14 protein-coding genes are annotated in these 12924 nt (G+C 63.6%); 10 read left to right on the top strand and 4 right to left on the bottom strand.

Annotated features, from left to right (window positions below; genetic code table 11):
- Positions 1–842: FAD-dependent monooxygenase (locus QZ522_RS13385; protein WP_294612414.1), on the top strand; the 842-nt coding region annotated here is incomplete at its 5' end.
- An 86-nt stretch (positions 843–928) separates the two neighbouring features.
- Here the strand turns inward: QZ522_RS13385 and xth are convergent.
- Together xth and QZ522_RS13395 are read right to left on the bottom strand one after the other, a co-directional pair.
- Positions 929–1711, bottom strand: a complete 783-nt coding sequence (gene xth / locus QZ522_RS13390) for an exodeoxyribonuclease III (RefSeq protein ID WP_294612417.1) — start codon at positions 1709–1711, stop codon at positions 929–931.
- 149 nt (positions 1712–1860) lie between these two features.
- A complete protein-coding gene (locus QZ522_RS13395; protein ID WP_294612419.1) occupies positions 1861–2184 on the bottom strand; it encodes an iron-sulfur cluster assembly accessory protein in 324 nt (107 codons plus the stop codon).
- Between the two features lie 79 nt (positions 2185–2263).
- Between QZ522_RS13395 and QZ522_RS13400 the strand changes: the two genes are divergently transcribed.
- The 8 genes from QZ522_RS13400 (at position 2264) to scpB (ending at position 11249) form a co-directional block, all read left to right on the top strand.
- Complete coding sequence (locus QZ522_RS13400) at positions 2264–3433, top strand: deoxyguanosinetriphosphate triphosphohydrolase (RefSeq protein WP_294612422.1); 1170 nt, start codon at positions 2264–2266, stop codon at positions 3431–3433.
- Positions 3434–3438: 5 nt separating this feature from the next.
- Complete coding sequence (locus tag QZ522_RS13405) at positions 3439–5268, top strand: sodium:proton antiporter (RefSeq protein ID WP_294612424.1); 1830 nt, start codon at positions 3439–3441, stop codon at positions 5266–5268.
- A gap of 66 nt (positions 5269–5334) precedes the next feature.
- Positions 5335–5961 (top strand): hypothetical protein, encoded by a 627-nt coding sequence (locus tag QZ522_RS13410; RefSeq protein ID WP_294612426.1) that lies wholly within the window; start codon positions 5335–5337, stop codon positions 5959–5961.
- A 63-nt stretch (positions 5962–6024) separates the two neighbouring features.
- Positions 6025–7770, top strand: coding sequence for an arginine--tRNA ligase (gene argS, locus QZ522_RS13415; RefSeq protein ID WP_294612429.1), 1746 nt, complete (start codon positions 6025–6027; stop codon positions 7768–7770).
- An 85-nt stretch (positions 7771–7855) separates the two neighbouring features.
- Positions 7856–8797 carry an SPOR domain-containing protein gene (locus tag QZ522_RS13420; protein ID WP_294612432.1) on the top strand — a complete coding sequence of 314 codons (942 nt, stop codon included), beginning with the start codon at positions 7856–7858 and terminating at the stop codon, positions 8795–8797.
- Entirely contained in the window at positions 8773–9801 is a 1029-nt protein-coding gene (gene nagZ / locus QZ522_RS13425; protein ID WP_294612434.1) for a beta-N-acetylhexosaminidase, read from the top strand. Before QZ522_RS13420 ends, nagZ begins: the two co-directional genes overlap by 25 nt.
- Positions 9794–10582, top strand: a complete 789-nt coding sequence (locus tag QZ522_RS13430) for a ScpA family protein (RefSeq protein ID WP_294612437.1) — start codon at positions 9794–9796, stop codon at positions 10580–10582. Before nagZ ends, QZ522_RS13430 begins: the two co-directional genes overlap by 8 nt.
- Before the next feature lie 4 nt (positions 10583–10586).
- Positions 10587–11249: an SMC-Scp complex subunit ScpB gene (gene scpB, locus QZ522_RS13435; protein ID WP_294612442.1), complete on the top strand. Its 663-nt coding sequence runs from the start codon at positions 10587–10589 to the stop codon at positions 11247–11249.
- Positions 11250–11258: 9 nt separating this feature from the next.
- On the opposite strand, the gene rsgA is transcribed toward scpB, so the two are convergent.
- Positions 11259–12293, bottom strand: coding sequence for a ribosome small subunit-dependent GTPase A (gene rsgA, locus QZ522_RS13440; RefSeq protein ID WP_294612444.1), 1035 nt, complete (start codon positions 12291–12293; stop codon positions 11259–11261).
- 221 nt (positions 12294–12514) lie between these two features.
- On the opposite strand from rsgA, the gene QZ522_RS13445 reads away from it, so the two are divergent.
- Complete coding sequence (locus QZ522_RS13445) at positions 12515–12715, top strand: hypothetical protein (protein ID WP_294612446.1); 201 nt, start codon at positions 12515–12517, stop codon at positions 12713–12715.
- Positions 12716–12722: 7 nt separating this feature from the next.
- On the opposite strand, the gene QZ522_RS13450 is transcribed toward QZ522_RS13445, so the two are convergent.
- Positions 12723–12924 (bottom strand): 2'-deoxycytidine 5'-triphosphate deaminase (locus tag QZ522_RS13450; RefSeq protein ID WP_294612448.1); only part of this gene is annotated, 202 nt, incomplete at its 5' end.

The following is a 12924-nucleotide window of genomic DNA, read 5'->3' on the forward strand; positions in this document are numbered from 1 at the left end:
TGGCACAGGGCGCACGGGCGGCGGGCGTCAAGGTCCGCCTGCTTCAGAAGGTATCCCAGGTCTCGCCGGGCACGCGCCCGCAGGTGCGGCTTGCCAATGGCGCCAGCCTCGGGTCCGATCTGGTAATCGGGGCCGACGGCCTGCATTCAAAGGTGCGAGAGGCGCTTAACGGCACAACGGCGCCGTTCTTTACCCGTCAGGTGGCATGGCGCGCGACCATTCCCAACCTGACCGGACGCGGCCCCGAGGCGCGCGTTCACATGGGGCCGATGCGCCATGTGGTCAGCTATCCGCTGCGCGACAGCACGCTTTTGAACATCGTTGCGGTGCAGGAAAAGGCGGCATGGGCCGCCGAAAGCTGGACCCAGAAAGACGATCCCATGGCATTGCATGCTGCCTTTGCCGATTTCGGCCCAGAGGTGCGTGCCATGCTGGATGCGGTGCAGGATGTGCATCTTTGGGGGCTGTTCCGCCATCCGGTGGCGCCGGTCTGGCAGGGTGGCAACCTGGTGATATTGGGCGATGCCGCGCATCCGACGCTTCCGTTCATGGCGCAGGGCGCGTCGATGGCGCTCGAGGATGGCTGGATTCTGTGCGATGAACTGAACCGCGCGCCGGATGTATCAGAGGCGCTTGCCCGCTATCAGACCCGCCGCGAGGCGCGTGTGCGCCGGGTGGTCGAGGCCGCCAATCGCAACGCCTGGAAATACCACCTGTCGTTTCCGCCGCTGCGGTGGGCCGCGCATGGTGCCCTGCGCGCCGGAGGGGCGATTGCGCCCACGCGGATGATGCGTCAGTTCGACTGGCTTTACGGCCATGACGTGACACAGGCACCAGCCTGAACCACGCATCCTGCGCAGGCGGTGAAAGGGCGGCCAGCCCCTTTCCCGGTGCGACCTGAAGGCGGCTCTGCGCCCGTTTCGAGGTCTCAGGCGTCCAGCGTGATCCAGATCGGGACGTGATCGGACGGCTTTTCGCGCGCGCGAATCTCCTTGTCGATCTGGCAGTCGGTCAACAGATCGGCGGCCTGCGGACTAAGCAGAAAGTGGTCGATGCGAATGCCGTCGTTCTTGTTCCAGGCCCCGGCTTGATAATCCCAGAAGGTGTAATGCCCCGGACCCTGTGTGCGGGCGCGAAACGCCTCGGTAAAGCCAAGGTTCAGAATCCGGCGAAAGGCGGCGCGGCTTTCGGGCAGGGCAAGCGCATCCCTGGCCCAGACCTCGGGGCGGGCGGCATCCTCATTCTGCGGGATGATGTTGTAATCGCCCGCCATGACCACCGGCTCTTCGGTTGTCAAAAGTTCTTGAGCGCGGGCGCGCAATCGCTCCATCCAGGCCAGCTTATAGTCGTATTTCGGCCCCGGCGCCGGGTTGCCGTTGGGCAGGTAAAGGCCACAGATCCGCACCGCCGCGTGATCGCCCATCACCGTCGCCTCGATCCAGCGCGCCTGTTCGTCGTCGGGATCACCGGGCAGGCCGCGGCTCACATCCTCAAGCGGAAGCCTGGACAGGATCGCAACCCCGTTGAAGCCCTTCTGGCCATGGGTTTCGACGTTATAGCCCCGGTCCTCGAATATCTCGCGCGGAAAGTTTTCGTCGATGGATTTGATTTCCTGCAACAGGGCGACATCCGGTTCGGCCTCGTCAAGCCACGCGGGCAGGGCCTCGATCCGGGCCTTGATGCCGTTGATGTTGAAGCTGGCGATTTTCATGCAAGGCCCCCTGTCTGCTTTGCCCCTCTATCGCCCAGTGCCGAGGGGCTGACAAGTGGATTGCGGCGCAGGCTCTGCCCGGAAAACGCGGTGCAAAGGCATTCGGGTGGGGTTCGGGGTGGATTAACTTTGCGATGCAGGTAATTGAATTACATTGAAAAAGACGTTCCGCATCCGCAAGAGCTACTGGCGTTCGGGTTCTCGATGACAAAGCGCGCGCCAATCAGTTCTTCGCTGAAATCAATCGTGGCGCCGGCCAGAAACGGCAGGGACACACTATCGACAACGACCTTCTGTCCCTGGCCCTCAAGCACAAGGTCATCCGCTGCGGGTTGATCCAGCTTGATGTCATACTGGAACCCCGAACAGCCGCCGCCCTCGACTGCGATGCGCAGCGCATGGCCCTGCTGATCCGCGCCGATTTCGGCGAGGCGGGCAAAGGCGCGGGGGGTCACTTTCGGGGGCAGGTTCATGTGGTGCTCCGGGCTGGTGTTCGACTTTTCTTACATGGCAATATAGGGATGGCAGCAACAGCCGACAAGGAGATCCAAGATGACGGCCCGCTATGCCTCTGATCCGTCCCAGACCCGTGGCCGCCTTGTCCCCGAGGAAGAAAGCGCGTTCCGCTCGCCGTTTCAGCGTGATCGTGACCGGATTATCCATTCCAGCGCCTTCCGCCGCCTGAAACACAAGACCCAGGTCTTTGTCGAGCACGAGGGCGATTATTTCCGCACCCGCCTGACCCATTCCATAGAGGTGGCACAGGTTGCGCGCACCATTTCCGGCGCGCTTGGCCTCAACGGCGAGCTGACCGAGGCGGTGGCGCTTGCCCATGACCTTGGGCACACACCCTTTGGGCACGCGGGCGAAGATACACTTGACGCGCTGATGGCGCCCTACGGCGGTTTTGATCACAACGCCCAGGCGGTTCGGATCGTCACCGCCCTCGAACGTCATTATGCCGAGTTCGACGGGCTTAACCTGACCTGGGAAACCCTTGAAGGGATCGCCAAGCATAACGGCCCGGTGGCCGGGCCGTTGCCCTATGCCCCGGCTGAATATAACGCGCGCCATGATCTTGAACTGCATACCCACGCCAATGCCGAGGCGCAGGTGGCGGCGCTTTCGGATGACATTGCCTATAACAATCACGATCTGCATGACGGGCTTCGCGCCGGGCTGTTCACTGACGAGGAAATCTGTGACCTGCCGATGGTGGGCGATTTCTATCGCGAGGTCGACCGGCTTTACCCGCGCCTTGACGCCAGTCGGCGCCGCCACGAGGCGCTCCGCCGGGTGTTTGGCGTGATGGTCGGCGATGTGATCGAGTATTCACGCAGCGAACTGGCCCGCGCCGCCCCCCAAAGCGCCGCCGAAGTGCGCCATCTGGGCCGCGCGGCGATCCGCTTTTCGCCGGGTCTTTGGGGCGATCTGCAAAAAATCCGCAGGTTTTTGTTTGACCGGATGTATCGCGCGCCTGCGGTCAACGAGATGCGCAGGAACGTCCATGGCGTCGTCAGCGACCTTTTCCCCTTTTATTTGGATCAGCCAAGCTATTTACCACAAGAATGGCGGGACGATGTGGCGCGGGCCGCCGACAAGACGGCTCTGGCGCGGCTGGTGAGCGATTACATCGCCGGGATGACCGACCGCTTTGCCCTGCAACAGCATGCGCGCCTCTTGGGTGGTCCCGGCGGGCCGGGTGAACGAGGGAGAGACTAGCAATCATGGCACTCGAATCGCAGGCCGGGGCCCTGTCGCCGGTGATGGTCTTTGCGCTGGTCGGGGCCTTGGGGGTCGGCGCACAGTGGCTGGCCTGGCGCTTGCGCATGCCCGCAATCGTGCTGATGCTGCTTGCCGGGCTGGCGGTCGGACCGGGGCTTGGCCTGTTTGACCCGGCGCGCGACATCGGCCCGCTGATGGCGCCGATGGTGGCGATTGCGGTGGCGATCATCCTGTTCGAGGGCGGCCTGACCTTGAATCTCCAGAGCCTGCGCGGCGCCGCCGAAGGGGTCTGGCGCCTGGTGCTGATCGGGGCACCGGTGGGCTGGCTTGGCTCGACGCTGGCGCTGCATTATGCGGCCGGGCTTGATTGGGCGATTGCGGCAGTGTTTGGCGGCATCATGATCGTCACCGGCCCGACGGTGATCGCGCCGCTGTTGCGTCAGGCGCGCCTCACGCGGCGCCCGGCCCAGCTTTTGCAGTGGGAGGCCATCGTCAACGATCCGGTCGGCGCGCTCGCTGCGGTGCTGGCCTTCGAGGTGGTGCTGGTGCTCAACACTTCGGAGACTGCGGTTTCGGCGGTCTGGGCGATGGCGCGCGGCATCACGCTGGCGGTTGCACTTGGGCTTGCGGCGGGCTGGGGGCTGTCGCGGACGTTTCGCGAGGGCAAGGTGCCCGAATTCATGAAGGTGCCGGTGCTTTTCGCTGTCCTGCTTGGGGTTTTCGCGCTTTCGGACCGGATTTTGCACGAAAGCGGGCTTTTGACGGTCACGGTGATGGGCCTCTATATCGCCAATGCCGATCTTCCGAGCTATGCCGAGCTGCGCCGCTTCAAGGAGCATGCAACCGTGCTTTTGGTTTCGGGTGTCTTTATCCTTCTGGCGGCCTCGATGGACCTTGAGGCGCTTGCGCTTCTGGATGCGCGCGCCGCGCTGTTCGTGGCCATAACCATCCTTCTGGTGCGCCCGCTGACGGTGCTGGTGTCGCTGATCGGCACGAAACTGCCCCTGAACGAGCGCCTTCTGGTGGCCTTTACCGGCCCGCGCGGCGTGGTACTTGTGGCGGTGGCGGGACTGTTTGGTGAACGCCTCGTGGCGCTTGGCTTTGAGGATGCGGCGCGGCTTACGCCGCTGGCCTTTGCCCTGGTGGCGGCGACGGTGGTGCTGCATGGGTTTTCGCTGCGCCCGATGGGGCAGATTCTGGGCCTTGCGGGGCAGGGCACGCCGGGGGTGATCATCACCGGGGGCTCGCAATTTGCCGCCTCGCTTGGCGCGGCACTCAGGGCGCTTGAGGTGCCTGTCCTTATCAGCGATCCCAACCGCAGCCGCCTGCGCACTGCGCGCGAGGCAGGGTTGCCGACGTTCTTCGGCGATATCCTGTCCGAGGCGGCGGAACATGGCGTCGAGATCATGAATTTCGGCCGGATTCTGGCGGTCAGCAACAATGACGCCTACAACACGCTTGTGGCCACCGACCTTGCCCCGGAATTTGGCCGCGAAAACGTGTTTCAGCTCAAGCGCGCAAAACAGGAGCACGCCCGCCATGCCCTTCCGGCAAGTCTTGGCGGGCGCAATATCGCGGGCGATCTTGGCTATTACGACCTTGCCAGACGCATGACCGACGGCTGGAAAGTGCGCACCACCGAGCTTACCGACAGCTATACCCTGGAGGATTGGCAGGGCGATAACCCCGACGCGATTGTCTTGGCGGAATTCGGACGCGCGGGCGCGCTGACCTTCATCACCGGCGAGACCACGCCCAAGGGCGCGTCCGGCAACCGGCTTTTGGCACTCGCCCCCGCGCGCAATGAAACGCCCCCTCGAGCGAAAGCCTAGATTGAACGGTGGCGATCAGGGTGTTAACGCTTGTCGGGTTAGTGAATTTTTGATGGTAGTTTCAGAGTGCAGGGCAACGCTTTCGGCAAAACGGTTCTGATTGCGTCGGCCGGTTGTGCGGTTGGCCTTACGCTGGCGGGCGGGTATTCACGCGCCGGTGCGGGGGTCATCGCGATCGACCGCGATGAAAGGCGCAACATATCTCTGGCCCGACTTAACCCGAGCCGGATAGAATCCCTGCGCCTTGATGTTCTGCGCCCGCGCCAATGCCGCGATTTTGGCGGGATATGGCAGGATACGCCGATTGATCTTCTGATCCACCTTCAGGCGCTGCGCGATCCGGACCGTTTGGGTGACGCGATCACGAGCATTCCGACGCTGACGCGCGCGCTTGCGCCGGGCTTGCGGCAAGGACAGGGCAAGGTCATTTTCGTTTATTCCGGCGCGCCCGACGACGCCCCCGCCGAAGATCTGGCCTATCGCGCCGCACTGGGCGAACTGGCACCCTTGATGCAGGCCGAGATGGGGGCGCATTTTGCGATCAACGCGTTGCGGCTTCAAAAGGGCGGCCCGACGATGCCAAAGTCCCGGCGTTGCGCCAGTGCGCTTTTGCTGGCGGCAATGCATCTTGATCGCACCGGCGCAGGGGGAACCTGCGGCTCGGTTCTGACGGTTTGCGCGCCTGGTGACTGACGCGGCGATTGACGCGCGGGCTATCAGTGGTAAACCACCGCCCGACGCAGCAAGGAAAATCCGATGAATCTGTTTACCGATATCCGCAGCCTCGTGCTTGACGCCCTGGCCCAGATGCAGACCCAGGGCAGCCTGCCCGAGGGGCTTGATCTGTCGAATGTCACGGTCGAGCCGCCGCGCGATCCGGCGCATGGCGACATGGCAACAAATGCGGCAATGGTCCTGGCCAAGCCTGCGGGCCTCAAGCCGCGTGATATCGCCGATGCGCTTGCGGCCCTGTTGGCGCAGGACGACCGCATCACCAGCGCCGAGGTGGCCGGTCCGGGGTTCCTGAACCTGCGTCTGGCGGCCTCTCTCTGGCATGACGTTGCGCGCGCGGCGCTGCGTGCGGGCGCCCAATTCGGGCGTTCGGAAATGGGGCAGGGCAAGCGCGTCAATGTCGAATACGTTAGCGCCAACCCCACCGGGCCGCTGCATGTGGGCCATACCCGCGGCGCGGTGTTTGGCGATGCTCTGGCAAGCCTGCTTGATTTCGTCGGCTATGATGTCACCCGCGAGTATTACATCAACGATGGCGGCGCGCAGGTCGATGTGCTCGCCCGGTCGGTCTATCTTCGCTACCTCGAGGCGCATGGCAAAGAGGTCGCCTTTCCCGATGGGACCTATCCCGGCGATTACCTGATCGAGGTCGGTCAGGCGCTCAAGGACAAGGTTGGCGATGCCTATGTCGATCAACCTGAATCGGTCTGGCTTGAGGACATCCGCAATTACGGCACCGAGGCGATGATGGATCTGATCCGCGCCGACCTTAAGTCGCTTGGCGTGGAAATGGACGTGTTCTTTTCCGAGAAGTCGCTGTACGGCACCGGGCTGATCGAAGAGGCGCTTACCGCGCTCGACGCCAAGGGGCTTATCTATGAAGGCGTGCTTGAGCCGCCCAAGGGCAAGCTTCCCGAGGATTGGGAGCCGCGCGAACAGACGCTGTTCCGTTCGACGGCACATGGCGATGACGTGGATCGCCCGGTCAAGAAATCCGATGGCGGCTGGACCTATTTCGCGCCCGACATTGCCTATCACTTTGACAAGATCAACCGTGGTTTTGACATGCTGATCGACGTGCTTGGTGCCGATCATGGCGGCTATGTCAAGCGGATGAAGGCCGCCGTCAGCGCCCTGTCGGACGCGCGCGTCCCGCTTGATATCAAGCTGTGCCAGCTGGTGAAGCTTTATAAGAACGGCGAGCCCTTCAAGATGTCCAAGCGGGCCGGGACCTTCGTGACCCTGCGCGATGTGGTTGAACTTGTCGGCCCGGACGTGACCCGCTTTGTGATGCTGACGCGCAAGAACGATGCGCCGCTTGATTTCGATTTCGCGCGTGTCCTGGAACAGTCCAAGGACAACCCGGTGTTTTACGTGCAATACGCCAATGCGCGGGTCAACTCTGTGCTGCGCAAGGCCACCGAGGCGGGCATCGACGTGAGTGACGCAACACTTGCGGCGGCGGATCTGTCGATCCTGACCCATGAGGCCGAACTTAACCTGGCCAAAAAGCTGGCCGAATGGCCGCGCCTTGTGCAGATCGCCGGGCGCACCAACGAGCCGCATCGCGTGGCGTTCTACCTCTACGACCTGGCCAGCGATCTGCATGCCCTGTGGAATCAGGGCCATAACGACGCCAGCCTGCGCTTCCTGCAAGAGGGCGACCCGGCAACGTCTCAGGCTAAAATCGCCCTTGTCCGCGCTGTTACCGTTGTTATTTCCGCAGGTCTTGGTATTCTTGGCGTAACTCCGGCCGAAGAGATGCGCTAAGAAATCGCACAGGCAGACGCCGGGGGGTGAGGCAGATCATCAACTCCCCGGCGGCTATGTATCGCCGGAGAAAAAGAGGCGGAACATGGCACAGATGCAGGATGCGCAATATACCACTGCGCCGGATCGGGCGAATGTCCTTGTCAAACTGACGAATTTAACGGGCGCGGCGCTTTCGCTTGCGCTGATTGTCGGCGTGGGGGTTTGGGGCTACAAACTTCTGGTCCGCGACGTCTCGGGCGTGCCGGTGGTGCGCGCCGCCGAGGGGCCGATGCGCATACAGCCTGCCGATCCCGGTGGCAGTGCCGCCGAGCATCAGGGTCTTGCGGTCAATAACATCGCCGCCGAAGGTACCGCTGCCGCGCCGGCCGACCGGCTTGTGCTGGCGCCCCCGCCGTTGGAGCTGACGCTTGAGGATGTGCCCTCTGCCGCCTCCGAGATCGTGCAGCAGGCCGAGGTCACACCCCGTGCCGAGGCCAGCGAAAGCGGTCCTTTGGCCGCGCAGGAAACCCTGCAAAACGCCTCGCTCGACACGCTGGCAGAAGACCTTTCCGCCGGTGTGCCCCCGATTGCCCCGCTTGAAGACACGGCCCCTGCCGCCGAGCCTGAAGAGGTGGCCGCCGCCCTGCCGCCCCCCGTGAAGGGCGGCATTGGCAGCTCGCTGCGCCCACGTGTGCGCCCGGCCGGACTGACCAGTATTCCCGAGGCCGTAGCCCTTGCTGTGGCTGCCGCGCAATCGGCGCCGAACGCTGAAATGGACCCCGCCAATATCCCTGTCGGCACCCGTCTGGCCCAGTTGGGCGCGTTTGATTCCCCCGAGGTAGCGCGCGGAGAATGGGACCGCCTTTCGCGAAAGTTTGGAGACTTTCTTGAGGGAAAGCAACGTGTTATCCAGCGGGCTGAAAGCGGGGGGCGCACCTTTTACCGGCTCCGCGCCATGGGCTTTGCCGATCTTGGCGACGCACGCCGCTTTTGTTCCGCTCTTGTGGCGGAACGCGCCGAATGTATCCCGGTGGTCACCCGTTGACACGATTTGGCGCCACCATTCTTGATGCCGAGGGTCTGCGTCTGACGGCTGAGGAAAAGACCTTCTTTGCCGCCGCCGATCCGTTCGGTTTTATCCTGTTCGCCCGCAATATTGATAGCCCCGAACAGGTGCGCGCGCTTTGCGCCGAGATGCGCGATGCGGTGGGCCGCGAGGCCCCGATCACGATTGATCAGGAAGGTGGCCGCGTGCAGCGCCTGCGCGCGCCGCTTTGGCGTGAATGGCCCGCGCCGCTTGGTCAGGTGAGGGCGACGGGCGAGCGCGCCGAAGAGGTGATGTATCTGCGGTATCGTCTGATCGCGGACGAATTGCACGCACTTGGCATCGACAGCAATTGCGCCCCCCTGGTCGATGTGGCCGGGCCCACGACCCATCCGTTTTTGCAAAACCGCTGTTACGGGTTTGATGCCGCTACGGTGGCGCGCATGGGGCGGGCGGCGGCCAATGGCCTGTTGCACGGTGGCGTTTTGCCTGTGGTCAAGCATATCCCCGGCCATGGCCGCGCCGAGGCCGACAGCCACCTTGACCTGCCGATGGTGGACGCGCCGCACGAGGTGCTGTCCAAAAGCGATTTTGCCCCTTTTGCCGCGCTCAACGACCTGCCCCTGGGCATGACCGCGCATCTGGTCTATTCGGCGATTGACCCGTCGCCCGCCACCACCTCGGCGCGGATGATGACGGTGATCCGTGACGAGATCGGCTTTGACGGGCTGATCATGACCGACGACATTTCGATGAAGGCGCTGCGCGGTTCGCTTGGCGGGCTGTCGCGCGCCGCGATCGAAGCGGGCTGCGATGTTATCCTGCATTGCAACGGCACCATGGACGAGCGTCGCGAGGTGGCCGAGGCCGCCGGGCGCATGACCGAGATCGCCCAAAGGCGCGCCGAGCGCGCCCTGGCGGCCCGTAAAACCCCAGTCCCTGTTGACATTCCGGCCCTATCGGCAAAGCTTGACGCGCTGATAAACGGGCGCGTGGATGACTGAGGACGGATTTAGCGAAGTGGACAAGCCTAGCGAGGTCGCCGAACGGCTGGCCGCCGAGGCGTTGATCGTCGATGTCGACGGCTTTGAAGGCCCGCTTGATTTGTTGCTGACACTAAGCCGCACGCAAAAGGTTGATCTGCGCAGGATTTCGGTACTGGAACTGGCGCGGCAGTATCTGACCTTTGTCGAACGGGCCAAGGCGCTCCGGCTTGAACTCGCGGCGGATTACCTTGTGATGGCGGCCTGGCTCGCCTTTCTCAAATCGCGGCTCCTGTTGCCCCCGGACCCGACCGAAGAGGGACCATCCGGCGAAGAGCTTGCCGCGCATCTGGCGTTTCAGCTTGAGCGCCTGCAGGCCATGCGCGATTGCGCTGCGCGACTTATGGGGCGTGATCGGCTGGGCCGGGACTTTTTTGCACGCGGCCTGCCCGAAGACGTCACCCGCCTGCGCCGGGTGAGTTATTCCGCGACGCTTCTGGATCTGATGCAGGGCTATGCCCGCATTCGCACCCGCGACGAATTCCGCCCCTTCGTGATGGACCGCGACGCGATATTCACTATGGAACAGGCGCTGGAGCGGCTGCGCGGGCTGATCGGTTTTGCCGGGACATGGACCGATATTTCGACCTATCTGCCCGATGGCTTCACCACCGACCCCGCGCGCCGCCGCTCGGCCACGGCATCGACCTTTGCTGCCTCGCTTGAACTGGTGAAAGAGGGGCGCGCCGAGCTTCGGCAATCCGAGGTTTTCGCGCCGATCGAGATGCGCCGGAAGGATTAAGAATATGTCGCAAGATGATGCAGTTAAAGAAGAAAGCCTGTTCGAGGCCCCCCCCATCGCAGAGCAGGAACGCATGGTCGAAGCGATCCTCTTTGCCAGTACCGAGCCGGTGACCACCAAGGAGCTATCCGCGCGGATGCCGCATGGGTCGGACCCTGCCGAGGCGCTTATCTACCTGCGCAAACGCTATGAAGGGCGCGGCGTGCGCGTGGTCAAGGTGGGCGATGCCTGGGCGATGCGCACGGCCCCGGATCTTGGCTTCTTGATGAGCCGGGAAACCGTCGAGACCCGCAAGCTGTCGCGCGCGGCCATCGAGACCCTGGCGATCATCGCCTATCACCAACCCGTCACCCGCGCCGAGATCGAGGAAATTCGCGGCGTGTCGGTCAGCCGGGGCACCGTCGATCAATTGCTTGAAATGGAATGGATCAGGTTTGGCCGTCGCAAGATGACGCCGGGGCGGCCGGTGACCTTTGTGGTAACGCAGGAGTTTCTCGATCACTTCGGTCTGGAATCGGCACGCGACCTGCCAGGGCTGAAAGAGCTGCGCGCGGCGGGGCTTTTGGAAAACCGCCCGCCGCCGGGGCTTATGCCGCAGATGGGCGAGGGCGACGAGGATGCCGACGAGGCGAGTACCGAGGGGCAGAACGAGCTTTTCGAGGATTAAGCGCCGCACCTAACGTTTGTGCCGGGTCTTCCTGATGGTCTTGTTGCCGCGCGGCCCGGTCGCCACAGGCGTATTCGCCCGATTCTCGGTATCAAGCTTGCGCCAGCGTTCCAGGCGATCACGATCAAGCGTGCCTTCGGCGACGGCGGCCTGAACCGCGCAGCCCGGCTCGTGGGCATGGGTGCAATCGCGAAACCGGCACTGTGGCGCAAGCTCGGCGATCTCGGAGAACAGCTTGTCGAGGCCCGCGCCCACATCGCTGACGTGCAGCGAGCGCATGCCCGGCGTGTCAATCGCGAGCCCCCCGCCCTTGATGCCATGAAGTGAGCGCGAGGTGGTGGTATGGCGACCCTTGGCGTCATCCTCGCGGATGCCGCTGGTGGGCTGCGCCGTCGCATCGTCCTTGGCCGCCAGGGTGTTGAGCAGAGTGGATTTGCCGACACCTGATGAGCCGACAAGAGCCACGGTCTGTCCCGGCGCACACCAGGGCACGAGGGTGGTTGCCGCCTCGGGGTCCTTGGCGTTGAGGCTGACCACGTCGAGCCCGCGTTGCAGGGCCGCCGCGCGGGCCTGATAGCTGGCGGCATCGCCCACCTTGTCGGCCTTGGTCAAAAGGATCACCGGGGTTGTCCCGGCTTCGTTCGCAAGGGCGAGGTAGCGTTCAAGCCGGGCCGGGTTGAAATCGGCATTGCAGGAGGTGACGATAAAAAGCGTGTCGATATTGGCCGCTATCAACTGGGGCGCGCGGGTGCCTTCGGTGCGGCGGCGCAACAGGGATTTGCGCTCAAGCCGCCGGGTGACGGTATCGGTTGCGGGATCGACCAGAACCCAGTCGCCGACCGCGAAATCGGTGGTGCTGGCATGGGCGGGCAGGTTGAGTTTGACCGCGCCAGCGGGCGAAAAGGCGGTAACGCGCGAGCGGTGCACGGTCGCGATCCGCATCGGGGTCAGGGGGGCCTCATCCGGGGTCAACTGTTCCTCGAACACCTCTGACCAGCCGAGGGCAGCGAGGGAGTTGGGGGAGCGATCGCTTGTCTCTGTCATGTCTGATGCATGAATGCGCTGTCATTGGGATGCAAGCTTTTGTTGCGCATCGGGCCGCAGGGCGCGGCGCGCCGTGGCCGATGTCGGTGCCTCCGGCGGAAGTATTTTGGCCAAGAAGAAGCTGGACGGTGGGTGTTTTCATTAAATATTGCGTGGGTGCCCTCAAATTTGCACCTTTCTGTGGTATGTCAGGGGCAGAGGCAGGCAGAGGAAGTGACGCAATGAACGTCAATCAGATTATCAACATGGTGATGCGCATGATCCTGCGCCGCATCCTGCGCAGTGGCGTGAATGCCGGAATGGACGCAATCGGCAGGAAGAGGGCGCGCAATGGCGATGCGGCGCCCGGTCCCGATGGCCGGAAAACCGCAGCGCGGAGCCGTCAGGCGCTAAAGCTTGGCCGCAAGATCGGGCGGTTCTGAGTGCCGCCTAGCTTTTGAAGTGCTTGCTGAGCTTGAGCCCCTGACCCTGATAGTTGGACGCGATTCCCGCACCGTAAAGCTGATCGGGGACCTGGTCCATTTTCTCATAGACCAGCCGCCCGACGATCTGGCCATGTTCCAGCACGAAGGGGGCCTCGTGACAGCGCACCTCGAGCACGCCGCGTGATCCGGTGCCGCCCGCCGCATCA

Origin of the sequence: uncultured Roseovarius sp. (assembly GCF_913054395.1) — a bacterium.
GTDB lineage: Bacteria > Pseudomonadota > Alphaproteobacteria > Rhodobacterales > Rhodobacteraceae > Roseovarius.

Coding starts and splice junctions, on each gene's coding strand:
- QZ522_RS13400 (WP_294612422.1), top strand. CDS start 2,264: ATGACGGCCCGCTATGCCTCTGATCCGTCCCAGACCCGTGGCCGCCTT.
- QZ522_RS13395 (WP_294612419.1), bottom strand. CDS start 2,184: ATGAACCTGCCCCCGAAAGTGACCCCCCGCGCCTTTGCCCGCCTCGCC.
- QZ522_RS13405 (WP_294612424.1), top strand. CDS start 3,439: ATGGCACTCGAATCGCAGGCCGGGGCCCTGTCGCCGGTGATGGTCTTT.
- nagZ (WP_294612434.1), top strand. CDS start 8,773: ATGTATCCCGGTGGTCACCCGTTGACACGATTTGGCGCCACCATTCTT.
- scpB (WP_294612442.1), top strand. CDS start 10,587: ATGTCGCAAGATGATGCAGTTAAAGAAGAAAGCCTGTTCGAGGCCCCC.
- QZ522_RS13430 (WP_294612437.1), top strand. CDS start 9,794: ATGACTGAGGACGGATTTAGCGAAGTGGACAAGCCTAGCGAGGTCGCC.
- QZ522_RS13445 (WP_294612446.1), top strand. CDS start 12,515: ATGAACGTCAATCAGATTATCAACATGGTGATGCGCATGATCCTGCGC.
- QZ522_RS13420 (WP_294612432.1), top strand. CDS start 7,856: ATGGCACAGATGCAGGATGCGCAATATACCACTGCGCCGGATCGGGCG.
- rsgA (WP_294612444.1), bottom strand. CDS start 12,293: ATGACAGAGACAAGCGATCGCTCCCCCAACTCCCTCGCTGCCCTCGGC.
- xth (WP_294612417.1), bottom strand. CDS start 1,711: ATGAAAATCGCCAGCTTCAACATCAACGGCATCAAGGCCCGGATCGAG.
- argS (WP_294612429.1), top strand. CDS start 6,025: ATGAATCTGTTTACCGATATCCGCAGCCTCGTGCTTGACGCCCTGGCC.